18 protein-coding genes and 1 other annotated feature are annotated in these 21,901 nt (G+C 61.3%); of the genes, 15 read left to right on the top strand and 3 right to left on the bottom strand.

Annotation, left to right across the window (positions count from 1 at the left end; all coding sequences use genetic code 11):
• Window positions 1–283: 283 nt before the first annotated feature.
• The 7 genes from traJ (at window position 284) to CBM2594_RS09255 (ending at window position 5,478) form a co-directional block, all read left to right on the top strand.
• Window positions 284–655 carry a conjugal transfer transcriptional regulator TraJ gene (traJ, locus tag CBM2594_RS09285; protein WP_090336134.1) on the top strand — a complete coding sequence of 124 codons (372 nt, stop codon included), beginning with the start codon at window positions 284–286 and terminating at the stop codon, window positions 653–655.
• A 94-nt stretch (window positions 656–749) separates the two neighbouring features.
• Window positions 750–1,981 (top strand): IS3 family transposase gene (locus CBM2594_RS09280; protein ID WP_116356579.1). Its coding sequence is split into 2 segments (ribosomal slippage): window positions 750–1,041 and window positions 1,041–1,981, totalling 1,233 coding nucleotides; the frame shifts between segments, so codons are not numbered across the junction.
• Window positions 1,031–1,147 (top strand) — a sequence feature (AL1L pseudoknot). Its footprint overlaps the gene before it by 117 nt.
• Before the next feature lie 263 nt (window positions 1,982–2,244).
• On the top strand, window positions 2,245–3,030 hold the full coding sequence (gene trbJ, locus CBM2594_RS09275) for a P-type conjugative transfer protein TrbJ (protein ID WP_033996778.1): 786 nt from the start codon (window positions 2,245–2,247) through the stop codon (window positions 3,028–3,030).
• Window positions 3,031–3,057: 27 nt separating this feature from the next.
• Window positions 3,058–3,315 (top strand): entry exclusion lipoprotein TrbK, encoded by a 258-nt coding sequence (gene trbK, locus CBM2594_RS09270; protein ID WP_232346592.1) that lies wholly within the window; start codon window positions 3,058–3,060, stop codon window positions 3,313–3,315.
• Complete coding sequence (gene trbL / locus CBM2594_RS09265; protein WP_116356577.1) at window positions 3,312–4,910, top strand: P-type conjugative transfer protein TrbL; 1,599 nt, start codon at window positions 3,312–3,314, stop codon at window positions 4,908–4,910. The genes trbK and trbL overlap by 4 nt, the downstream gene beginning before the upstream one ends.
• Window positions 4,907–5,185: a hypothetical protein gene (locus CBM2594_RS09260; protein WP_116356576.1), complete on the top strand. Its 279-nt coding sequence runs from the start codon at window positions 4,907–4,909 to the stop codon at window positions 5,183–5,185. The genes trbL and CBM2594_RS09260 overlap by 4 nt, the downstream gene beginning before the upstream one ends.
• 62 nt (window positions 5,186–5,247) lie before the next feature.
• Entirely contained in the window at window positions 5,248–5,478 is a 231-nt protein-coding gene (locus tag CBM2594_RS09255; protein WP_010378963.1) for a type I toxin-antitoxin system ptaRNA1 family toxin, read from the top strand.
• Window positions 5,479–5,673: 195 nt separating this feature from the next.
• Here CBM2594_RS09255 and CBM2594_RS09250 read toward each other — a convergent pair whose 3' ends face one another.
• Window positions 5,674–8,559, bottom strand: coding sequence for a Tn3-like element IS1071 family transposase (locus tag CBM2594_RS09250; RefSeq protein ID WP_116356575.1), 2,886 nt, complete (start codon window positions 8,557–8,559; stop codon window positions 5,674–5,676).
• Between the two features lie 70 nt (window positions 8,560–8,629).
• Between CBM2594_RS09250 and CBM2594_RS09245 the strand changes: the two genes are divergently transcribed.
• A protein-coding gene (locus CBM2594_RS09245; RefSeq protein ID WP_232346591.1) for an IS3 family transposase occupies window positions 8,630–9,906 on the top strand; the annotation gives its coding sequence in 2 pieces (ribosomal slippage) (window positions 8,630–8,897 and window positions 8,897–9,906; 1,278 coding nt in all).
• 400 nt (window positions 9,907–10,306) lie between these two features.
• Here CBM2594_RS09245 and CBM2594_RS09240 read toward each other — a convergent pair.
• The gene (locus CBM2594_RS09240) at window positions 10,307–10,666 is read right to left on the bottom strand and encodes a transcriptional regulator (protein WP_116356574.1); all 360 of its coding nucleotides are present in this window, start codon (window positions 10,664–10,666) and stop codon (window positions 10,307–10,309) included.
• The gene (locus CBM2594_RS09235) at window positions 10,663–11,031 is read right to left on the bottom strand and encodes a helix-turn-helix domain-containing protein (protein WP_041836023.1); all 369 of its coding nucleotides are present in this window, start codon (window positions 11,029–11,031) and stop codon (window positions 10,663–10,665) included. Before CBM2594_RS09235 ends, CBM2594_RS09240 begins: the two co-directional genes overlap by 4 nt.
• 329 nt (window positions 11,032–11,360) lie before the next feature.
• On the opposite strand from CBM2594_RS09235, the gene mads1 reads away from it, so the two are divergent.
• The 7 genes from mads1 to CBM2594_RS09200 all read left to right on the top strand — a co-directional run bounded on the left by mads1 (window position 11,361) and on the right by CBM2594_RS09200 (window position 21,744).
• Window positions 11,361–11,561 (top strand): methylation-associated defense system helix-turn-helix domain-containing protein MAD1, encoded by a 201-nt coding sequence (mads1, locus tag CBM2594_RS09230; RefSeq protein WP_010378957.1) that lies wholly within the window; start codon window positions 11,361–11,363, stop codon window positions 11,559–11,561.
• Window positions 11,562–11,619: 58 nt separating this feature from the next.
• On the top strand, window positions 11,620–14,406 hold the full coding sequence (locus CBM2594_RS09225) for a class I SAM-dependent DNA methyltransferase (RefSeq protein WP_116356573.1): 2,787 nt from the start codon (window positions 11,620–11,622) through the stop codon (window positions 14,404–14,406).
• Window positions 14,403–16,457, top strand: a complete 2,055-nt coding sequence (locus CBM2594_RS09220) for a DEAD/DEAH box helicase (protein ID WP_116356572.1) — start codon at window positions 14,403–14,405, stop codon at window positions 16,455–16,457. Before CBM2594_RS09225 ends, CBM2594_RS09220 begins: the two co-directional genes overlap by 4 nt.
• On the top strand, window positions 16,450–17,661 hold the full coding sequence (locus CBM2594_RS09215; protein WP_116356571.1) for a GIY-YIG nuclease family protein: 1,212 nt from the start codon (window positions 16,450–16,452) through the stop codon (window positions 17,659–17,661). Before CBM2594_RS09220 ends, CBM2594_RS09215 begins: the two co-directional genes overlap by 8 nt.
• Window positions 17,658–20,327, top strand: coding sequence for a TrlF family AAA-like ATPase (locus CBM2594_RS09210; protein ID WP_116356570.1), 2,670 nt, complete (start codon window positions 17,658–17,660; stop codon window positions 20,325–20,327). Before CBM2594_RS09215 ends, CBM2594_RS09210 begins: the two co-directional genes overlap by 4 nt.
• Window positions 20,309–21,484, top strand: coding sequence for an RNA-binding domain-containing protein (locus tag CBM2594_RS09205; RefSeq protein WP_116356569.1), 1,176 nt, complete (start codon window positions 20,309–20,311; stop codon window positions 21,482–21,484). Before CBM2594_RS09210 ends, CBM2594_RS09205 begins: the two co-directional genes overlap by 19 nt.
• A 62-nt stretch (window positions 21,485–21,546) precedes the next feature.
• Window positions 21,547–21,744, top strand: coding sequence for a transcriptional regulator (locus tag CBM2594_RS09200; protein ID WP_116357751.1), 198 nt, complete (start codon window positions 21,547–21,549; stop codon window positions 21,742–21,744).
• Window positions 21,745–21,901 lie beyond the last annotated feature (157 nt).

Below are 21,901 nucleotides of genomic sequence, written 5' to 3'. Positions count from 1 at the left end.
TGAAACGCTGTTACCGGCCTCTTGGATCGCTGCAAGCACGCGGACATTGGCAATTTCCGTTGGTTTTCCCGCTGTTGGCGCGCTGTTGCGAAGCAACGGTGCGGTTACAGCGCGAAGTTCGATGAGTCATACGAGGCAAAAACAACGCCGTAAGGCGGGCAGGATGTGTGAAGTAGGCCCACCGGCAAGCCGGTTGTCCTTCTTCACTGTCCCTTATTCGCGCGGGGCGCTCAACGGGCATCCTGCTCTGCGAGGCTGCCGGCTACCGCCGGTTGGAGGACACATGGGTGACGAGAATCGAATCACCAGGAAGGGCAGCCCGCCGATCAAGGTGTACTGCCTTCCAGAAGAACGCGAACTGATTGAGGCGAACGCCAAGATGGCGGGGATCAGCGTGGCGCGCTATCTGCGCGACGTAGGCCAGGGCTACCAGGTCAAGGGAGTCATGGACTACCACTACGTGCGTGAGCTGGTGCGGGTGAATGGCGACCTTGGCCGGCTGGGCGGATTGCTCAAGCTCTGGCTGACCGACGATCCGCGCACTGCCCGTTTCGGCGATGCAACGATCCTCGCCCTGTTGGCTCGGATCGAAGCTACTCAGGATGAAATGAGTCGGCTTATGAAATCGGTGGTGCAGCCGAGGGCCGACCGTTGAGAGTTTTAGCGGCTAAATTTTCGTGTGCCGGACGCGACACGAGGTGAACCGCCCCGGATTTTGAGGAGGCTCTTTTCTCTGAGAGGATTGAGCCATGAGCAAGAAGTCAAACAAGTTCTCACCCGAGGTCCGCGAGCGGGCTGTTCGCATGGTGCAGGAGCACCGAGGCGAGTACCCCTCGCTGTGGGCCGCCATTGAATCCATCGCTCCCAAGATTGGCTGTGTGCCGCAGACCCTCAACGAATGGGTCAAGCGCGATGAAATCGATACGGGGGTCAAGGAAGGCATCACCACCTCCGAGCTGCAGCGCCTGAAGGAGCTCGAGCGCGAGAACAAGGAGCTGCGCAAAGCCAACGAGATTCTGAAACTGGCCAGTGCGTTTTTCGCCCAGGCGGAGCTCGACCGCCGTCTGAAGTCCTGAACAACTTCGTTGATCAGCATCGACAGGCCTTCGGGGTCGAGTCGATCTGCAAAGTGCTGCAGATCGCCCCTTCAGGCTATTGGCGCCATGCTGCCCATCAACGCAATCCCCAACTGCGCGGTGCTCGTGCCAAACGTGACGAGACCTTGGTTCCTCAGGTCGAGCGCGTCTGGCAGGCCAACAAATGCGTCTACGGTGCCGACAAGGTCTGGTTGCAGATGAACCGGGAGGGCATCAAGGTGGCGCGCTGCACGGTCGAGCGGCTCATGCGTCGCCTGGGCCTGCGCGGTGTGGTGCGAGGCAAGGTGGTGCGAACCACCATCAGTGATGCCAAGGCACCGTGCCCACTGGATCGGGTCAATCGGCAGTTCAAAGCGGACCGCCCCAATCAGCTCTGGGTCTCAGATTTCACCTATGTCTCCACTTGGCAGGGCTGGTTGTACGTGGCCTTTGTGATCGACGTGTATGCGAGGCGTATCGTGGGCTGGCGCGTGAGCCGTTCCATGCACACGGACTTCGTTCTGGATGCCCTGGAACAGGCGCTCTATGACAGACAGCCCGAGCGCGATGGCTCATTGATCCATCATTCCGATCGCGGCTCTCAATACGTGTCCATTCGCTACTCAGAGAGGCTTGCGGAGGCCGGCATTGAGCCCTCGGTGGGCAGCAAGGGCGACAGCTACGACAACGCCCTGGCCGAGACCATCAACGGGCTGTACAAGGCTGAAGTGATTCATCGCCGCTCCTGGCCAACCCGGGAGTCGGTGGAGTTGGCAACACTGGAATGGGTGTCCTGGTTCAACCACCACAGGTTATTCGGACCCATTGGATACATCCCGCCGGCAGAAGCTGAGGCAAACTACTACCGGCAACTCGCCAGTCAAGCCTCCACAGTGGAGGTCTGACTTAAACCAACCAGCCTCCACGAAACCCGGGGCGGTTCAAGGCACTTCCAGGCCGCGGGCCTGAGCGTTATCAACTCTCGGGAGGACGCATAAGGCCAGGGACACCCCGTAAGGGCCGAGAGCAGAACCACCGAAGCCCTGGCCTCAGTGCCAAGGGCGATACCGATTAGCTAGTGGCGTAGCTCTTCGATGAAACCTTGCCGTGGGCAAGCGCGAGCTTGGTCAAGGCATTGCCTTTCTTTCATCGAATGGAGATTGCGACCATGAAGCACGTCCGTTTTTTAGCGGCTAAAACCGCGCTCGCCGCCGCTCTGGCCGGCAGCATCATCGTCACCCCGGCGCAGGCCGGCATCCCCGTCATCGACGGCGGCAACCTGGTGCAGAACGTCATGACCGCCATTGAGTCGGTGGCGCAGACGCTCAAGCAGATCGAGCAGTACCAGACTCAATTGCAGCAGTACGAAAACATGCTGCAAAACACCATGGCTCCGGCCGCCTATATCTGGGACCAGGCGCAGTCCACCATCAACGGACTGATGGCCGCCACCGACACGCTGAACTACTACCGGAATCAGCTCGGCAGCATCGATGCGTACCTGGGCAAGTTCCAGGATGTGGCCTATTACCGTGGTTCGCCTTGCTTCTCGGCCGCTGGGTGCTCGGATGCCGAGCGCGCTGCGATGGAGCAAAACCGCAGCCTGGCGAGCGAGAGTCAGAAGAAGGCGAACGACGCGCTTTTCAAGGGCCTGGAGCAACAGCAGCGCAACCTTTCCGCCGATGCTCGCCAGCTCGAACGGCTCCAGTCCGCCGCGCAGGGCGCGACCGGGCAGATGCAGGCCATCGGCTACGCCAACCAGCTCGCCGCCAACCAGGCAAACCAGCTTCTGCAAATCCGTGGCCTGCTGATCGCACAGCAGAACGCCGCGACGGCCAGGATGCAGGCGCAGGCCGACCTAGAGGCGCAACAGCAGGCCGCCGGCGCGACTTCCCGGGAGTCCAGGATCGAGCGGACGGCCAACCCGAGAAACTGGCTCGAACTGACCCGCTGACGGAGGCCCTGCACCATGAAGAAAACGATGCTGCTTACCGGCCTCGTGGTGGTGCTGGTGGCTGGTTGCGACAACAAGCCGGCCATCCCGCCCATGCCCGAGGTCAATGACACCAATTGCCAGATCGAGGCGATCAAGAAGATCCAGGACAGGGCCACGCGCGAGAAATTCGCCGGGCTGTGCTCGCGCCGGTCGCCGGCCGCCGGCGGCATCGCGCCGACCGAGAAGCCCATGAACTGGCTCGAACTGGCCGACCCGAAAGACCAGAAAGAGGCGAAGCCATGAAAACACTGCAAAAGGCGGTGCTGATCGGCGTCGCCCTCGCGCTTTACTCCACCGCCGCATCGGCCCAACTCACCAATCAGGGGATGCTTGACCAGGTGGTGACGGAGTTCGCCACGCGAGCCACGTCCTGGCAGACGGTGATGATGAATGCCGCGATGTTCCTGTTCTGGACGCTGGGCACGATCTCGCTGGTTTTCACCTTCGGCTTCATGGCGCTGCGCAAGGCTGACATTGGCGAGTTCTTCGCCGAGTTCATCAGGTTCATCCTGTTCTTCGGCTTCTTCCTCTGGCTGTTGCGCAACGGCCCGGCCTTCGCCAACTCGATCATCCAGTCACTGGCCCGGATCGGCGAGCAGGCGTCCGGGGTGGCGTCGGTGACACCCTCGGGCATTGTGGATATCGGCTTCATGATCTTGAAGCAGGCATTCAGGAACTCGTCGATCTGGTCGCCAGTGGATAGCTTCATCGGTGTGGCCTTGAGCGTCGGCATCCTGATCCTGCTGGCTGTTGTCGCCGTGAATATGTTGCTGCTGCTCGTATCAGGCTGGCTGCTGATGTACGCCGGAATCTTCTTCCTCGGCTTCGGTGGAAGCCGTTGGACTTCCGACATGGCGATCAACTACTACAAGACCGTGCTGGGCGTGGCCGCGCAGATCATGACGATGGTGCTCCTGGTCGGCATCGGGAACGACCTGCTTTCCAGCTTCTACGCCAGGATGAACACCGGCACCCTGAACTTTGAAGAGCTGGGCGTGATGCTGGTTTTCTGCGTGGCGTTGCTCATGCTGGTCAATCGTGTGCCCCCGCTTGTCGCCGGCATCATCACCGGCTCGGGCATCGGTGGCGCTGGCGGCATTGGCAACTTCGGTGCAGGTGCCGCCATCGGTGCGGCTATGGGCGCGGCGAGCATGGCCGCCGGAGCGGCCAGCGTGGCTGGCGCGGCCGTGATGGGCGGTGCGACCTCGGCCGCCGGCGGCATGTCGGCGATTAAGGCGGCGTTCGAGAAAGCAGGGGCTAGCGCCGGTGGCGAATCGGGCGGAGTGCCCATGTTTGGTGGTGGTGCTGGCGGTGATTCCGATGTTGGATCGTTCGCGCAGGCGGCGGGCTTTGGTGGCGGCGGTTCCAGTGCCGGCACAAGTACGCCGCTCGGCCAGGCGGCCGGCTTTTACAGATCTGGAAGCTCCAGCAGTTCGGGCAGCAGCGGCGGCGAATCGAGGGGCGGCGACAAAGCCGGCTCCAGCTCGAAGGGTAGCGGCGATGGCGGCGGCTCGAAGGCCGGCGGCAGCAGCGACGCCGGCGGCCAAGCCGGCCGAGGTGCGGGAAGCCTTGTCGCTGCGACGGCTGCGAACCTGGTGCAAGGCATTGGCGACGTTGCGAAGGCCAAGGCGGCCAGCATCCGCGACGCCGCCGCCGAACGCATCGCCGACACCACAGGCGGGAAGATCGCCGCCGCGATCCGGGCGAGCAGCCAGACAGACCAGGCGGTGGAGGATGTGCCCAGCTTCGGCGGCAACAGCCTGGCAGGGGCCGATTCGGCTGCTGCTGATCCTGATGATGAAGTGGCCGCGTTCGCCAACCGCGACAAGGAGGTATGACGATGACGCCGAGAGGATTTTTCGACTGCCTGGACGTTGCCGCTGCCGAGCAGCGCCAGGCGCAGGCGGGTGAGGTTGAGCCGGTCGACGATCAATCGACTGATGCAGACCCGGCGGCAGAAGTTGCGGCCTTTGTTGATCGACCTGCTCCGCCCGTCATTGAGGCCACCAAGCTGGCGGCCAGGTCGGGCGGCAATGCCAGCAGCTACGGCAGCAGCGCGAGAAGCACGCCGCTGGCCGAGGCCGCCGGCTTCTACGGCACCGGCAGCCGATAAGCGCGTCGGCCGGCGTGGGGCCGGCCGACACTTCCACAACCCACCTGTTAGAGAGGTGAATCATGGCAACCCTGAATCCTACCAATGCAACGCAGGCCGTTCATCATGCAGCCGTGCAACTCGCCGCGCTCGACTGGCTAGACCAGGACGCGGCGCGGCAGCTCGGGCCGCTCGCCGAGGCCGTGGCGAACGCTTTCATGGTCGTGTTTTACCAGGCCGAGACGGGCCAGGCGACACCTGCCGACTTTCGCGAGGCCCTGGACGCGGTGCGGCAGTCACTCGGCGCCGCGTAGGCACGCGAACCAGGAGCAGCAAGGGCGGCCATTGGCCGCCCTTGTCATTCCCGGGGTCTCCTCGTTTTCAGTGCAATAAGTGACGGTACGAAAAGCTAGCACTGGCGCGGAGGTGGTGTTGGTAGATCGTTGATTTCATTGACTTTCCTGTTCACTTTCAAATCTGCGATTCGTGGCGTCAAACCGTGGTCGGTTTCATCCATTGGTGCCAGTTATCGATGCATTTGGCCGCGAAGGCAGGATTTGGTCAGCATAGCGGTCAACCGGGAAGCGAAACACACCCCGCAAGTTGATGCTCTCCAGCCTGGTGGGCGCAATCTTCCCGATCAGTTCCGGTGGAATGACCTGGCGGCGGTTCGACCAGCGATCCAGGACCGCCTGCATCTGTGAGGTATTCCACGCCATCACGATGTTGGCCATCAGGCTCAACGCATCGGCCACAGCCTGCATTTCATCGACACGTTTGGCCTGCGCCGGGCTGATCCGGCCGGTATAAATGGCGCGCTTGAGGGCGTTAACAGCCTCGCCCCGATTGAGCACCCGGCGCAACTCGTTCCTGAAAGCGTCCTTGACAAAGTAGTCAGCCAAAAACGCCGTACGCAGCAACCGCCCCAATTGCACGCCAGCCTCATAGATTGGATCGCCCTGGGCGGCAGAACCGAACCGCGCAAGAGCTGCCACCGCACTGGCATGTCCGCTCATGACCGAGGCTGCCAGGTGCACCAGACTATCCCAATGCTTTTCGATCAAAGCGACGTCGACATTGGCTTCGCACACCGCAGCGATTTCTGCGGGCACTTTGGTGCCGCGTGGCACAAAGAGGTGGCGCTGTTTGAGTTCCTTCAACCGCGGGCAAAGATCAAAACCAAGCAAACGGGCATGTGACATGGCAAAGTCGGTGTAGCCATGGGTATCCACAGCAAGCTGGCTGGTCTCCAGCTTTTCTTGGCGGATGACACCTTCAATGGCCACGCCCGCCTGGCGCTCATTGAGCACAAAGGGCTGCGCATGGAAGATGCCCCACCGGTCTTTTACATGGGAGTAGATTCCAATGGAAGGTGTGTTGCGCCGAGGATCAAGCCGGGCTTGCCACACCCGTTTGGTGGTCTCCATGGTCATCATGTCAGAAGATGCCAAATCGGACCGCCCCCAGGTGGCGGCAATCGGGTGTCGCTGCATGAATTCCAGCACAGCCTGGCAGGCCTGGCTCAGACGCCGTTCGTCCCGCGCCCAGCGCATGGCCTGGCGAATGCTGGTGGCAGACAATTGCGGAATCATGCGCGCGCATTCGACCGCAGTCAGACTGGTGCCGTGGGCCATGATGCCGGCATAGACCATCAGCAGCTCGTCGGTAGAGCGCGGCTCACGTCCGAGCATGATCCAGCTAAAGCGCACCTGGGCGTCAACGGCCAGAATCACTTCCGGCAATTGAACCTCACCGATGCGGTGATCCAAAGCCGCGCGCAGCTTGGTCACTTCTGGGTCTTCGTCCTCTGCGGGCAATGGCGACAAATGGAGTTCATCATCCACGCGCAGTACGCCACTGCGGGCTGCAGCGGCCACCGCATCGACACCGGCAGTTACTCTGGCCAGCAAAGGCTTCAAGAAAGTGGCAGCCTTGCTGGGTAACGATAGACGGGCATAGTGTTTCTTGGACTCTGCCTGCCAACGCTCGTCCGTGAAGAACAAGCGCGCACGACCCCGAAAGCTCAGGCTGTGCTCAATCCAGACCGAGCCATTGCGCACCGCGCGGCGCAGGGCAAACAGGGTGGCCACCTCCAACGCCTGAAACGCCCGTTCCCGGTCTGGGCTGGAGATCGAAACCTGCCAGATCATTCCCAGACTTGGTGCCACCACTTCAACTGGCAGCTTTCTGGATCCTTTGAGATATAAAGCTTGCAGCTTGGCAAGGTACTCGATGGCAGGATGCTCGCCGGTGGCCTGCCAGGGCAGCTTTGCAATGGCGACGAGCAACGACCGCACGGGGCGAATTCCATCAATCAATCCCTCGCGGACCAGGGAGGCCCTGCTCGGTGGTTTGCGTTTCTGGGTTTCGGTGATCAAGGCTTCAAGACGGGCACGCAACTCAGCATCTGGCACCGCACCTTGCGCGCTCAAGGCAACAAGTTCGCCGAGCAGCGTTTTGTACATTGCGGCCCAATTGACGGTAGCGGGGACATCGGCGGCAGCCTGACGCCACAGATCGGCGATCCGGCGCTGCACCATAAGGATCAACTGGTCTGTGGTGGTGAACAGGCAATACCGAAGAAAGCATGCGACCTCCACGGTGCGCGCTGGCTCTTTGATCTTGGCTCCGGCTGAGGGCGGCCTGGAGACAAGTCGGCGCGCGTAGCGGCGCAAGATGAGATCGGGGATGTCTGCCAGGTGCTTATGAACGTCCAGCGTGTAAAGCAGGTCGATGCGCTCCAGTACCTCGCTGATTTGGCGGGTTGAGTGTTTCGCCGGTGCAGCCCATAGCCAACTCTGCTGGGTTTGTCCATCTGGGCGCAGCTCTGAAACTGAGGCTCGCCAGCGATCAAGTGTTGCTGGATCAACGCTGGCGGCGATGGCGGTGCCTGTTTCAACTTCAAGCTGGGCAAGTGCCGCCGCAATCAGTGTCCGAATTGCCCGCTCGTGCACGATCACCAGCTTGTTCTTGTACAGCCATTGACGCGCCCGCACGAGTAGCTGATCGCGGTCGGCGCAGCGCGCCACTTCGTCGCGCAGTTCACGTACCAGTGAGCGGCGCTGGTGCTCGCTCATCCACTGGAATCCAAGGACCGTGCAGGCTACTTGTTGGTGATCGAATAGCGTGCGCCCGCGTTCATACATGGCTCTCAGCGAGGCGACTTCTGGTGCTGCAATGCCAAGCTCGTTGCCAAGGTGGCGCCACAAGGCTACTGGAATTACCCGAAAGGCACCGAGCAAACGCCCACTCATGCGCAGGAAACCAATATGGAGCGCCAGACCAAGCTTGTGGGAATCACCTCGGCGTGCATTGATTGCGTCGCGCTCGGCACCATCGAAGGTGAAAAATGCCTTCATCTCGAAGTCGCTGATATCGCGGGGGAGCCCACGCATCCCCAAAAACGTTGTGTGAAGTTGACCCCTTTTCACGGACACCTTACCGTAGCAAGAGAAGGAGTCCGAAGTGCCTAAGAGTAGACCGCCATATCCGGCGGAGTTTCGTCAACAGATCATCGAATTGGCCCGAGTGGGCCGCACGCCGCAGGAGCTGTCCCATGAATTCGGTTGTTCGGCGCAGGCGGTGCGCAACTGGATCGCACAGGAGGCGATCGACGCCGGCAAGCCGTTGGCCGGCAAGGAGGGCCTGAGCAGTGTGGAGCGCGAGGAGCTGAGCCGGCTGCGCCGTCGGGTACGCCAGCTGGAGACGGAGCGAGAAATCCTGGCAAAGGCTACGGCCTGGTTCGCCGCCAGAAGCGAGAAGACGTGCACGCCGTCTACGAACTCGTGAGCGCGAACCAGGCCGACGCCAAAGGTGCGGGCGTGCAAACCATGTGTCGCGTGCTGGGCATCTCCAGCAGCGGCTACTACGACTGGCTCAAGAGGTTGCCGAGCCGGCGCACGATGGACAACGCGGTGCTCATCGAGCGCATCCGGCAGGTCCATGCCGATTCAGACGCAACGTACGGCATGCCGCGGGTGCGTGCAGCACTGCAGCAGCAAGGCGAGCAGGTCAGCCGCAAGCGCGTGGCGCGGCTGATGCGTACGCACGCCATGCGTGGCGTGAGCCGGCGGCGCAGCTTCACGGTCACCACCGAGCGCAACGTGCGAGCACGCCCCGCGCCCGATCTGGTCAACCGGCGCTTCTACGCGCGCGGCCCCAACGAGCTGTGGGTGGCCGACATGACCTACGTGCCAACGTGGGCCGGCTTCGTGTATCTGGCCGTCGTGCTCGATGCATTCAGCCGCAAGGTGGTCGGCTGGGCCATGGGTGAGCAGATGACGGCCACGCTGGTGGTCTCGGCGCTGAACATGGCGCTGCACACGCGCAAGCCCGAATCGGTGATCCACCACTCCGACCAAGGCAGCCAGTACACCAGCCTGGCCTTCGGGCAGCGCTGTCGCGAGATGGGCGTACGCCCGTCCATGGGCACGGTGGGCGACGCCTACGACAACGCCATGGCCGAGAGCTTCTTCGCCACGCTGGAGTGCGAGTTGATCGCGCGGCGCAGCTGGCCGAGCAAGGCCCAGGCCCGCACGGCGCTGTTCACCTGGATCGAGGGCTGGTACAACCCGCGGCGGCTCCACTCCTCGCTCGGATACCGCTCACCCAACGAGTTCGAACGCAGCCATGAGCACGCACAAGCCGGCGACAAACATGGGTTGCCCACCGCGGCGGTCAGTTCGTCGCAAACGCCGCCCGCCGCCGTGGACAACCCTGCGTCGGCATCACCGATCGCTTGAGAACCAAGCGAATACCTGTCCGTGGGATGGGGTCAAGTTCAGTGTGCCAACCCTGCATCGTGAACCTCAAAAGTGGGAGGCCACCATACCCGTTTACAAAGCGAACAGGAAAGTCAATGAAATCAACGGTCTACCCAGACCACCCCCGCGCCAGTGCTAGCTTTGCGTACCGTCACTTATTGCACTGAAAACGAGGAGACCCCTTCCCGGGCCTGCATCGTCAAGGGTGACGATGTGCGCTGGCGTGCTCGAGCATCGCCAGATCGGACGATGACGGCCGCTCTGGCCTTCTCCTTGGCGTGGATCTCGCATCGTCGTTTCTAGCGATGAGATCCAGCGCACCAGAACGGCGCACGTCGAGCTGCAGCACCGCCAGGAATGGCGATGCTGGCCAGCTCTCCTACTCGATGCCGTGCATGGCCTTCGCCCGCGCTGCGACGGCCTGTGCGTGTTCGATATAGGCCGGGTCGGCTGTGGCCTTGGCTTCGGCCAGGAAGGTCCTGATCGCCTCGGCCGAGGTCAGCGTCTCGGCCGGGTCGAAAGGCGTCAGCTCACGGCCAACGGCCGGCGCATCTACCCATTCGCGTTGTTCCGGCGGCAGTGGATACACGCCGGCGGCTTCGGCCTCGGCCAGCAGCTCGGCCAGGGTGTAGCGCACCTGGCCAGGCGTGACGGCGCGGGCCGGGTCGGCCTTCAAGGCGTCATAGGCCGGGCCGACCTTCTCATGCAGCCAGTTTTCCAGGTTCTTCGAGCATGTCATCGGCTGGCCTCATCAAGCATGGATGCCAGGCGCTCCAGGTCATTGACCGATTGCGAGCGAAAGCGGCCGGTCAGCAGCTCGTGCAGCGCGGCCGGCGTCAATCCGAGAAGCGTAGCCGCTTGCTCGGTCGACAACTGTTGCGCCTTGATGGCCTCGCCGATCTTGGTGACGAGTCGGGTCTTGACCAGCATTTCGCCGGCGTCGGGATAGCCCAGGTCGGCATAGACGTTGGCGCTGCCCTGCTGAATGTTCGGGGTGTCGTCAGCGTTCAGGTCGGCCAGCAGCTCGGCGACTGTGGCGAACCGCCCCGAGATACGGCCGGCGCGGCTGTCTGCAATTGCTTCTTCGGTTTCCTTCCTGCCCATCGCACACCTCACGCTGATTTGCCTAGCCCGTCTCATCCAGATGAGGCCACAGAGAGCGCGGCTGTGAAGGCCAAAGGGTACTACGTTGCGTGTTTTCCCCGGAAGAAGACACGCCGACCACCTTCTTGGCGTAAACCATCTACGACCTGGTGGCTAAAGCACATGGCCTTGCCATCCAGCCGGTGCCGCGAGCCCGCCGCAACGCATGGCGCCGGCCGAATCCATGGCTTCGCGCACATGAGATTCGGGGTTCACTTGGGTGGATCAGATGGTAAACTTGGCCAAACTTTGGAAGACTTCGCCGCGCGACACCAAGCGAGCCGCCTGACATGAACCAACCTGATAGCGAAATTCTCACGCTGGATGAAGTGGCGGTCTACCTCAAGGCAGGGAAGAAGACCGTTTACCGGCTGGCCCAGCAGGGGGAGATACCGGGATTCAAGCTGGGCGGCACCTGGCGGTTTCGTCGCAGCGAGTTGGATCGCTGGATTGCCGCGCAGATAGCCGAGAAAACGCAGGACAAGACATGAGCGCCCCGAAAAACGATAGCAACCAGGCGGCCTCGCCCCGAGAGGGGGCTGCACGCCCATGAATGCCGTAGAAATCGAACAAGCCATCACCGACCTCGCGGAGCAGCCGTTCGACCGTGCGGAGTTCCCCTATGCCTTCCTTGAGGCGTTCGGCAACAAAGCGACGACCATCAAGCGCCTGCGCGCCGGGGCGTCGAACAAGTCCGACCTCAGCGGTGTTCTCCAGACCAGCAACATCCACATTCTGACCTGCGACGCCGGGGGGGTGACGCAGACGCTGGCCGCTCTCAAGGCCAGCCCGGCGACGGCCAAGGCCAAGGCGAAGTTCATCCTCGCCACGGACGGGGTGGACTTCGAGGCCGAAGACCTGACCAGCGGCGAGACCGTTGCCTGCGCCTTCAAGGACTTCCCGGACCACTTCGGCTTCTTTCTGCCGCTGGCGGGCATCAGCACTGTCCGCCAGATCAGCGAAAACGCCTTCGATATCCGGGCCACCAGCCGCCTGAACCGACTCTACGTCGAACTGCTGAAGGACAACCCCGAATGGGGCACGGCGGAGCGTCGCCACGACATGAACAACCTCATGGCGCGGCTGATCTTCTGCTTCTTTGCTGAGGACACCGACATCTTTGTCGGCAAGGGCCGCTTCACTGAAACCGTCGCGCAGATGAGCGCCAGGGACTCATCGAACACGCACGAAGTTCTCGCCACGCTGTTCCGCACCATGAACACCAAGCGCGAGGACCGGGCCGCCGCCAAGATTCCCCGATGGGCCGAAGACTTCCCATACGTCAACGGGCAGTTGTTCTCTGGTGGCGACGAAGTGCCGCGATTCAGCAAGATCGCCCGGTCCTACCTGCTGCACGTCGGCGGGTTGGATTGGACCAAGATCAACCCGGACATCTTCGGTTCGATGATCCAGGCTGTCGCCGAGGACGAGGAGCGCGGCGAGCTGGGGATGCATTACACCAGTGTCCCCAACATCCTGAAGGTGCTGAATCCGCTGTTCCTCGACGACCTGCGGGCCAAGCTTGAAGAGGCAGGCGATAACCCTCGCATGTTGCTGAACCTGCGCAAGCGCATGGCAAGGATCAGGGTCTTCGATCCGGCCTGCGGTTCGGGCAACTTCCTTGTCATCGCCTATAAGGAGATGCGCGCCATCGAGGCCGAGATCAACAGGCGACGAGGCGAACCTGACTTGTGTTCGGTTATCCCGCTCACGAATTTTCGCGGAATCGAGGTGCGTGACTTCCCGGCAGAGATTGCACGCCTTGCGCTGGTTATCGCTGAGTACCAGTGCGACGTGCTCTATCGTGGGCAGAAGCTGGCCTTGGCCGAGTTTCTGCCCTTGCGCAGCGAGAATTGGATCACCTGCGGCAATGCGTTGCGGCTTGACTGGTTGAGCTTAATGGATGTCGGCGGCTCAGGGGTGAAGCTAGTTTATGACGATCTTCTGCAAACACCGCTTGATCAGGCTGAGATCGACTTCGAGAACGAAGGCGGCGAGACGTATATTTGCGGGAACCCGCCTTACGCCGGTCTGAGTTCCCAAACTCCGGAGCAGAAAGCCGACCTCAAGTGGCTCTTCGAAGGCCATAGTCAATACTGGAAGTCGTTCGACTACGTAATGGGCTGGTTTTGGAAAGCGCATGAGTTCATGCAACATCAGACGGCCAAAGCGGCCTTCGTTGCGACGAACTCAATCTGCCAAGGGCAGCTCGTCCACATGTTCTGGCCGCTGCTCCTGGACGCTTCGTCACGCATCTTCTTTGCCTACTCATCGTTTAAATGGCGCAACCTGGCTGCGCACAATGCTGGCGTCACCGTCCTGATCATTGGTCTGACCACCGATACAGGTAGGGGGGCACGACTCTTCGAAGCCTCGGATGGTGAAGAGGTCATCGAGAAATTCGTTCCGAACATCAACGCATACATAGTGCCCGGACCAAATCTTTACGTTGATGCCGCAAGTAGAGCGCCAACGGGTCGCCCCGACATGTACTGGGGCAACAAGCCCACAGACGGCGGAAATCTGATCTTGTCGCCCGATGAGGCGCGGCAGATCACCCGTGAGTCGCCGACTGCTAAAAAATTCCTGCGGCCCTACTTTGGTTCGGATGAGTTCATCAAGGGTTCGCCGCGGGTTTGCATTTGGGTCACTGATGCTGACGAAAGCGAGGCCAGTTCCGTCCCGAGCCTTGCTCTCCGCTTTGAACAGGTGAGGGAGTTTCGGGAAAGTAGCAAGGCGAAGGAAACGCGCCCTGCTGCGCAGTACCCGCACAGATTCCGGCAGATTCAGGGCAAACCGGGCAACCAGTCAATCATCGTTCCGATCCATTCGAGCGAGTCTCGGCCGTATCTTCCAGTTGGGCTGCTCCCAACAGGTGGCATTATTTCCAATGCTGCGTATGGCCTGTACGACGCGCCTCTATGGAACATGGCGCTCATTGCCTCGCGCCTGCATCTTGTATGGATCGCCACCGTCTGCGGCAAGCTGGAAACGCGCTACCGCTACTCCAACACCCTCGGCTGGAACACGTTTCCGGTGCCGACGCTGACCGAGAAAAACAAGGCCGATCTCACTCGCTGCGCGGAGGACATCCTGCTGGCGCGGGAGCATCACTTTCCCGCGACCATCGCGGACCTGTACGACCCCGAAAACATGCCCGCCGACCTGCGCGCCGCCCATGATCGCAACGACGAAGTGCTGGAGCGCGTCTACATCGGTCGGCGCTTCAAGAACGACACCGAGCGGTTGGAAAAGCTGTTTGACCTCTATACCAAGATGACCGCTTCGGCTGCACCAGCCAAGGGCAAGAAGCGCAAAGCGGGAGCCAACGCATGAGCGACAAGATCAAGTCCGTACCGTCCGTTTCCGTCACCTACGCCCGCAACGGTGCGTCGACCAAGGCCAATGCGCTTGGGATGCGGCCCATGCAGGAGCGGGCCTACGAGAAGCGGGGCGAGCAATACCTGCTCATCAAGTCGCCGCCCGCATCGGGCAAGAGCCGTGCGCTGATGTTCGTGGCACTCGACAAGCTGAAGAACCAAGGCTTGAAGCAGGCCATCATCGTCGTGCCGGAGAAGTCCATCGGTGCCAGCTTCAACGACGAGTCGCTGTCGAAGTACGGCTTCTGGACCGACTGGCACGTCGAACCCAAGTGGAACCTGTGTAACGCGCCGGGCAACGACAACGGCGGCAAGGTCAAGTCGCTGGGCGCATTCCTCGAAGGCGACGACAAGGTGCTGGTCTGCACCCATGCGACCTTCCGCTTCGCGGTCGATGCCTACGGCGTGGAGGCTTTCGACGACCGACTGATCGCGGTCGATGAGTTCCACCACGTTTCGGCCAATCCGGACAACAAGCTCGGCTTGCACCTGGGGCAGTTCTTCGCGCGGGGCAAGACGCACATCGTCGCCATGACAGGCTCCTACTTCCGTGGCGACGCCGAGGCCGTGCTCGCGCCGCAGGATGAGTCGAAGTTCGATACTGTCACCTACACCTACTACGAGCAGCTCAACGGCTACGAGTACCTCAAGCAACTCGACATCGGCTACTTCTTCTACAGCGGGCCTTACGTCGATGACATCCTCAACGTCCTCGATCCCGCCGAGAAGACCATCATTCACATCCCGAATGTCAATTCGCGCGAGAGCACGAAGGACAAGATGCGGGAAGTGGAGCACATCATCGAGGCGCTGGGTGAATGGCAGGGCATCGACCCTGCGACCGGCTTCCAACGTGTCAAGCGCCCCGATGGCCGCGTGCTGCGCATCGCCGATCTCGTCGATGACGATGCCGCCAAGCGCGACCGCGTGTCCGCCGCGCTCAAAGACCCGGCGCAGAAGAACAACCGCGACCATGTGGACATCATCATCGCGCTGGGCATGGCGAAGGAAGGCTTCGACTGGATTTGGTGCGAACATGCGCTCACCGTGGGCTACCGCGCTAGCCTGACCGAGATCGTGCAGATCATCGGCCGAGCTACCCGCGACGCCCCCGGCAAGACCCGCGCGAGGTTCACCAACCTGATCGCCGAGCCGGATGCGGCGGAGGAAGCTGTCACCGAGGCCGTCAACGATACGTTGAAGGCCATCGCGGCAAGCCTGCTGATGGAGCAGGTTCTAGCTCCGCGCTTCGAGTTCAAGCCCAAGAACCCCGACAGCGGCCCGACGCCGGGATTTAACTACGGCGAGGGTGGCTACGACGCGGACCGTTGCAATGTCGGTGTCAATGAGCAGACAGGGGCTTACCAGATCGAGATCAAGGGCCTCGCCGAGCCCAAGAGCAAGGAGGCGGCGCGAATCTGTCAGGAAGACCTGAACGAAGTCATTGCGGCCTTTGTGCAGGACAAGCCCACCATCGAGCGCGGCCTGTTCGATGAGGAGCTGGTGCCCGAGGAACTGACGCAGGTTCGCATGGGCAAGATCATCAAGGACAAATATCCCGAGCTTGACGCCGAAGATCAGGAGGCCGTGCGTCAGCACGCCATTGCTGCCCTCAACCTCACGCAGCAGGCCAAGCGGCTGGTGACCGAAGGTGAGAGCGATGGAACACCCAACACCGCCCTGATCGACGGCGTGCGCCGCTTTGCGATGGACGTGCGCGAGTTGGACATCGACCTGATCGACCGCATCAACCCTTTTGGCGAAGCCTACGCCATCCTTGCGAAGACCATGAGCGAGGACAGCTTGAAGCAGGTTGCGGCGGCCATCTCGGCGAAGCGCACGAGTCTGACGCCGGACGAGGCGAAGGAGATGGCTGTTCGCGCCGTTCAGTTCAAGAAGGAGCGCGGACGCATTCCTGCACTCGATTCCCAGGATGCCTGGGAGCGACGCATGGCCGAAGGCGCGGCCGCCTTTATGCGATTCAAGGCGGAGGGGCGCTATGAGTAACTCCGATCTTGACGAACTCGCTGCGGAGCTTGCCGAGTTCGCACCGCCCGAGGCGAAGGCCGGACGGCCGGCCAGTGAGGAGCGCGTCATCGCGGGCTTCGAGGAAATCCAACGCTTCACCGAGAAGCACGGGCGTGCGCCGCAGCATGGTGAGGGTCGCTACATATTCGAGCGCCTCTACGCCGTGCGCCTGGACCGCTTGCGTGCGCTCCCGGACTGCCGCGCCCTGCTGGAGCCGCTGGACTGTCAGAGCTTGCTCGCCGGGGCGCCTACCGTTGCCGCTTCGGCAGATGAAGCCATCGACATCGACGACCTGGCCGCCGAGCTGGCGGGCGTAGCCGACGCAGACGACATCACGGTCCTACGCCATGTCCGCACCAGCGCCGACAAGCGCGCGGCCGAGGAGATCGCGGATCGCAAGCCTTGCGAAGACTTCGAGGCGTTCAAGCCACTGTTCGAGCGCGTAGCGACGGAAGTCAAGACCGGCTTGCGCCAGTCCCAGCCCATAGAGGCGGGCCGCCGCGCGATTGAGGCCGGGGACTTTTTCGTTCTCGATGGAATCACGCTCTACGTCGCAGAGGTCGGCGAACCGCTGAAAACCACCGCCGGGGAAGTGGACCGCCGCCTGCGCCTCATCTTCTCCAACGGCACCGAAAGCAATCTGCTGTTGCGCTCGCTCCAGCGCGCTTTCTACAACGACCCCGCCGCGCGGCGGCTGGCCTCGCCCGAGAGCGGACAACTCTCCTTCGGCGGCGAGCTTGAGGCCGATGATGTCGAAAGCGGCACGATCTACGTCCTGCGCTCCCTCTCCGATCATCCCTATGTCGCGCAGCACCGCGACATCATCCACAAGATGGGCGTGACCGGGGGCAGGGTGGAGACGCGCATTGCCAACGCCGAACACGACTCCACCTACCTGCTGGCGAAGGTCGAAGTGGTAGCGACCTACAAGCTCGCGGGCGTCAACCGCACCCGGATGGAGAACCTGTTCCACAGACTGTTCGCGCCCGCGCGGTTGAACATCACGATCAACGACCGCTTCGGTCATCCTGTGCAGCCTGAGGAATGGTTCCTAGTGCCACTTCATGTGATCGACGAGGCGGTTCAGCGCATTCGAGATGGATCGATCACCGAGTTTATCTATGACCCGCAGACCGCTCGACTGGTGGGCTACGCGCGGACTAACTATAAGGATGAACCATGATGGAAAGTCTGCGACCGAAGCAGTCAGAGGCTCGATCCATGGTCTTTGCAGAAGGGGCGCAGTGGGTCCGTGCTGACTTTCATCTGCATACCCGAGCGGACCGAGAATTCAAGTTCACGGGCGATGACAACTTCTACAACAGCAACTATGTGGATGCGTTGGAGAAAGCGGACATCCGATTGGGCGTCATCACCAACCACAACAAGTTCGACTTCGAAGAATTCAAAGCACTGCGCAAGACGGCCCAGAAGAAGGGTATTGCGCTGCTGCCAGGCGTTGAGTTGTCGGTCAATGACGGGGCTAATGGCATCCACACGCTTGTTGTGTTCTCCGACGAATGGATCGATGAACACAATTACATCAACCCCTTTCTGACCAGCGCATTCGAAGGTAAAACGCCCGCGCAGTACGAGCAGGAGAACGGGCGCACTTCATGGTCGCTTCTGGAGACCATCAAGAAGCTGGAAGGCTATCACCGGGACTTCTTCCTTGTCTTCGCCCATGTCGAAGCCCCGAGTGGCCTGTGGGCGGAGCTGGATGGCGGCCGGCTTACTGAGTTGGGGCAAAACGAGTTCTTCCGACGCAGAACGCTGGCTTTTCAGAAGGTACGCACGCACGACGGCGCAGGCAAAGACAAACCCTGCCGCACCAAGATTCAAAGCTGGCTACAGAGCTGGTACCCCGCCGAACTGGAAGGCAGCGACCCTAAGAGTGTCGATGAAATCGGTCGAGGCAAAGCCAGCTACCTGAAGCTGGGCGAACTGTCCTTCGAGGCGGTCAAGTTTGCCTTGAGCGATCCCGCTGGGCGGGTAGCCATGGAGCCGCCCAAACATCAAGCGTCGCACATCCGCAGCATCCGCTTCGACGGCGGCATCCTCGATGGGCAAGTGCTGCATTTCTCTTCCGAACTCAACACGTTGATCGGCATCCGGGGCAGCGGCAAATCATCCATCCTGGAGGCAGTACGCTACGCCCTCGACATTCCACGCGGCGAGAAGGCGCAGGACACCAAGTACAAGGATGAGTTGATCCGCCATACCCTTGGCAGCGGCGGCAAGGTGACGCTGACAGCATGTGACGTGTACGGACAGGAATTCACCATCTCCCGCATCTTCCGCGAAGCCCCGAATGTCTATCTGGGCGGCAAGTTGCAACCCGGCGTGTCGATCCGGGAGACCGTACTGCGCCGTCCGATCTACTTCGGCCAGAAGGACCTTTCCAGCACCGGCGAAGGCTTCGAGACCGATCTGGTGGAAAAGCTGGTTGGCGAGAAGCTGCGTGTGCTGCGTGACGAAATAGAGGTTCAACGCCAGCGCGTGCGTGACGCTGCTCAGCGCTGGCTCAAGCTCAGCAACACGGCCGAACTCAAGCGCGACTTCGAGACCCAACTAAATGATGCCAACTTCCGTCTGACCAAGTTCGCGGAGCACGGTGTCGCCGATAAGCTCCAAAAGCGACTTGGCTTCCAGCAGGACGCCACAGCGCTCGCGCGCATGATGGAGCGGGCAGACAGCTTCATCCTCGCTCTAGGAAGTCTGATTGCCGAGCATGAGGACGAGCTGCGGAACGCAACGAGCTACGTTTCCAAGCAGAACCCGGATTTCTTCACGGCCTACTACGCTGAGTTCTCCAGCCTCGTTGCCAAGGTCGATCAGCTCAAGCAGATCGAGCGAGAAGCGAACGTCATTGCAGCTCGCCTCAAGACCAAACAGGGCGAATTTGAAGGCGCAAGCAGGAGCCTTCAGGAGGAGTTCGCACAAGTCGAGCGCCAACTGGCTCAGGAGCTCAAGCAAACCGGCATGACTGCCATCCAGCCGGACGACTTCCTGGCCCAGCAGCAGCGCAAAACCAAGGCGGAGCAAATGCTGGAGGCGCTGGCCAAGCAGGAATCACAGCAGACCAGCATCCGCGACGCGCTGTTTGCCGAGATCGACAAACTCAATGAACTATGGCTGCGCGAGTTCAACACCATCAAGGTAGAGCTGGACCGCGTGAACGCTGGCCACACCGCCCTGCAGATCGAAGCGGACTTCAAGGGCGACAAGGAAGCCGCCATCAGCTTCATGCAGCAGCTCTTCAAGGGCAGCAACATTCGCGAAACCACGCTGCGCGCAGTGATGGAGGACTATGCCGATTTCGGCGGCCTCCTGCGTGCCCTGCCGGGAGCCTTGGCGAAGGCCGGCAGCACCCCCGAGGTCTTCGAAAAGACCTTCATGCAGAACCTGACCGATTTCGTCACCTGGCAGGTGCCCAACCGCTTCGTCATCCGCTATCGCGGCAAAGAGTTGAAGCACCACTCTCTCGGGCAGCGCGCTTCGGCGCTGTTGCTGTACGTGCTCAGTCAACGCCAGAACGACGTGATCATCATCGACCAACCGGAAGACGATCTGGACAACCAGACCATTTACGACGATGTGATCAAGCTGCTACGGGAAATGAAGCCTCACGCCCAATTCATCTTCGCCACCCACAACGCCAACTTCCCGGTGCTGGGTGACGCGGAACAGGTGCACGCCTGCCAATACCAGGACGAGAAGGTCGCCACGCGAAGCGGCAGCATCGACGCCCGCCCGGTGCAGGACGCCATCATCAACATCATGGAAGGAGGCCAGGAAGCCTTCAACCGTCGCAAAGAGGTCTACAACCTATGGAAACCACAGAGCTGATCGACCTGCTCAGCCGGGGCGAGGACAGTCGGCAGCAGTTCAAGACGGACATCAACAATGCCGACGCCTTGGCAGCAGAGATCGTTGCCTTCAGCAACACCGCTGGTGGTCGCATCTTCATTGGGGTGAACGACGACGGTTCGGTGCGCGGTCTATCCGGCGCCGACGTTGCTCGTCTCAACATGCTCATCGCCAACGTGGCCTCGCAGGTCGTGCGTCCCGCCGTGAACCCGCTCACGGAAAACGTGCCTCACCCGGCAGGCACGGTGCTGGTGCTCTCTATCGCTGAGGGCGTCAACAAGCCCTACATGGACAAGAACGGCGCGATTTGGGTGAAGAACGGCTCGGACAAGCGCCGCGCCACCTCGCGCGAGGAATTGCAGCGCCTGTTCCAGCAGGCGGGTTTGGTGCACGCCGACGAAACGCCCGTAGCGGGCTTGAGCGCGGGCGATGTGGACATGCCCTATTTCGAAACCTTCTTCGAGCAGCAATTCGGTGAGCCGCTCGCCCAGCATAACCAGCCGCTGCCGCAGTTGCTGACCAACATGAACCTGATGAACCAGGGGCAGCTCAACGTGGCGGGCGGTCTGCTGTTCGCCAAATCACCGCACTACGCGCTACCCGCCTTCGTCGTCAAGGCCGTCGCCTTTGTCGGCACCCAGATTGAGGACGAACGCTACATCGACAGCCGCGACATCGTCGGCAAGCTGGCCGACGTGTTCCAGCAGACGCTGGGCTTTATCGTCGCTAACACCCGCGCCGCGCAGGGCGAGCAGGGCTTCAACTCCCAGGGGCAGCCTGAGATTCCCCGCATCGTCTGGGAAGAACTGGTCGCCAACGCCCTCATTCACCGCGACTACTTCGTCAGCGCGCCGATCCGCGTACTGGTCTTCGCGGATCGTGTCGAGATCATCAGCCCTGGCCACCTGCCCAACAACCTGACTATCGAGAACATCAAGGCCGGCAACTCCAATATGCGCAACCCCATCCTGGCGTCCTTTGCCGCCAAGCTCCTGCCTTATCGCGGATTGGGTAGCGGCCTGCTGCGCTCACTGAGGGCATGGCCGCAGATCGAACTCATCGATGATCGGTCCGGCAATCTGTTCAAGGCTATCGTGGCGCGTCCCAGCTTGCTGGAGCCGGCCGGAAGTTCTTGACTGATCGGCTGGGAGGGGGGTGGATAGACTTCTGGTTTTTAGAACGTCGCTATGGTGTCAGCATGAAACTGCACGAAGAAAACGAACCGTTCTTCATCACCGAGGACATGGCCGCCGAGATGGCCGCTGCCGGCTACGAGTTCAAACCCCCCGGCCATGCCAGAACGAAGAGCGTCCGCGACCTGTACGGATGGCAGCCCGGGGAGACTCTGGAAGAGGCCATTGCCCGGCACCAGCGCAGGCAGAGTTCATCCTCTTGATCTGGGTATGGCACTTTTCATGGCATCAATAGGCCGTCTATTCGTAAGTTGTTGCTGTTAAACGAGTTTTTATGCTTATAGATAATCGAGTGGGAATGATTGGGAAGAGATTCGCGATCGAATAAATAAGGCGCCGTCGAGGCGCCTTATTTTTTGG

It is taken from the genome of Cupriavidus taiwanensis, assembly GCF_900249755.1.
GTDB classification, from domain to species: Bacteria; Pseudomonadota; Gammaproteobacteria; order Burkholderiales; family Burkholderiaceae; genus Cupriavidus; species Cupriavidus taiwanensis_D.
Note: the sequence above shows the minus strand (reverse complement) of the source record. Positions and strands in the feature narration are given on the sequence as shown.

Bases quoted from the DNA above. Each gene is read 5' to 3' on its own strand.
- traJ (WP_090336134.1), top strand. From the start codon at position 284: ATGGGTGACGAGAATCGAATCACCAGGAAGGGCAGCCCGCCGATCAAG.
- trbJ (WP_033996778.1), top strand. From the start codon at position 2,245: ATGAAGCACGTCCGTTTTTTAGCGGCTAAAACCGCGCTCGCCGCCGCT.
- trbK (WP_232346592.1), top strand. From the start codon at position 3,058: ATGCTGCTTACCGGCCTCGTGGTGGTGCTGGTGGCTGGTTGCGACAAC.
- trbL (WP_116356577.1), top strand. From the start codon at position 3,312: ATGAAAACACTGCAAAAGGCGGTGCTGATCGGCGTCGCCCTCGCGCTT.
- CBM2594_RS09260 (WP_116356576.1), top strand. From the start codon at position 4,907: ATGACGATGACGCCGAGAGGATTTTTCGACTGCCTGGACGTTGCCGCT.
- CBM2594_RS09255 (WP_010378963.1), top strand. From the start codon at position 5,248: ATGGCAACCCTGAATCCTACCAATGCAACGCAGGCCGTTCATCATGCA.
- CBM2594_RS09250 (WP_116356575.1), bottom strand. From the start codon at position 8,559: ATGCGTGGGCTCCCCCGCGATATCAGCGACTTCGAGATGAAGGCATTT.
- CBM2594_RS09240 (WP_116356574.1), bottom strand. From the start codon at position 10,666: ATGACATGCTCGAAGAACCTGGAAAACTGGCTGCATGAGAAGGTCGGC.
- CBM2594_RS09235 (WP_041836023.1), bottom strand. From the start codon at position 11,031: ATGGGCAGGAAGGAAACCGAAGAAGCAATTGCAGACAGCCGCGCCGGC.
- mads1 (WP_010378957.1), top strand. From the start codon at position 11,361: ATGAACCAACCTGATAGCGAAATTCTCACGCTGGATGAAGTGGCGGTC.
- CBM2594_RS09225 (WP_116356573.1), top strand. From the start codon at position 11,620: ATGAATGCCGTAGAAATCGAACAAGCCATCACCGACCTCGCGGAGCAG.
- CBM2594_RS09220 (WP_116356572.1), top strand. From the start codon at position 14,403: ATGAGCGACAAGATCAAGTCCGTACCGTCCGTTTCCGTCACCTACGCC.
- CBM2594_RS09215 (WP_116356571.1), top strand. From the start codon at position 16,450: ATGAGTAACTCCGATCTTGACGAACTCGCTGCGGAGCTTGCCGAGTTC.
- CBM2594_RS09210 (WP_116356570.1), top strand. From the start codon at position 17,658: ATGATGGAAAGTCTGCGACCGAAGCAGTCAGAGGCTCGATCCATGGTC.
- CBM2594_RS09205 (WP_116356569.1), top strand. From the start codon at position 20,309: ATGGAAACCACAGAGCTGATCGACCTGCTCAGCCGGGGCGAGGACAGT.
- CBM2594_RS09200 (WP_116357751.1), top strand. From the start codon at position 21,547: ATGAAACTGCACGAAGAAAACGAACCGTTCTTCATCACCGAGGACATG.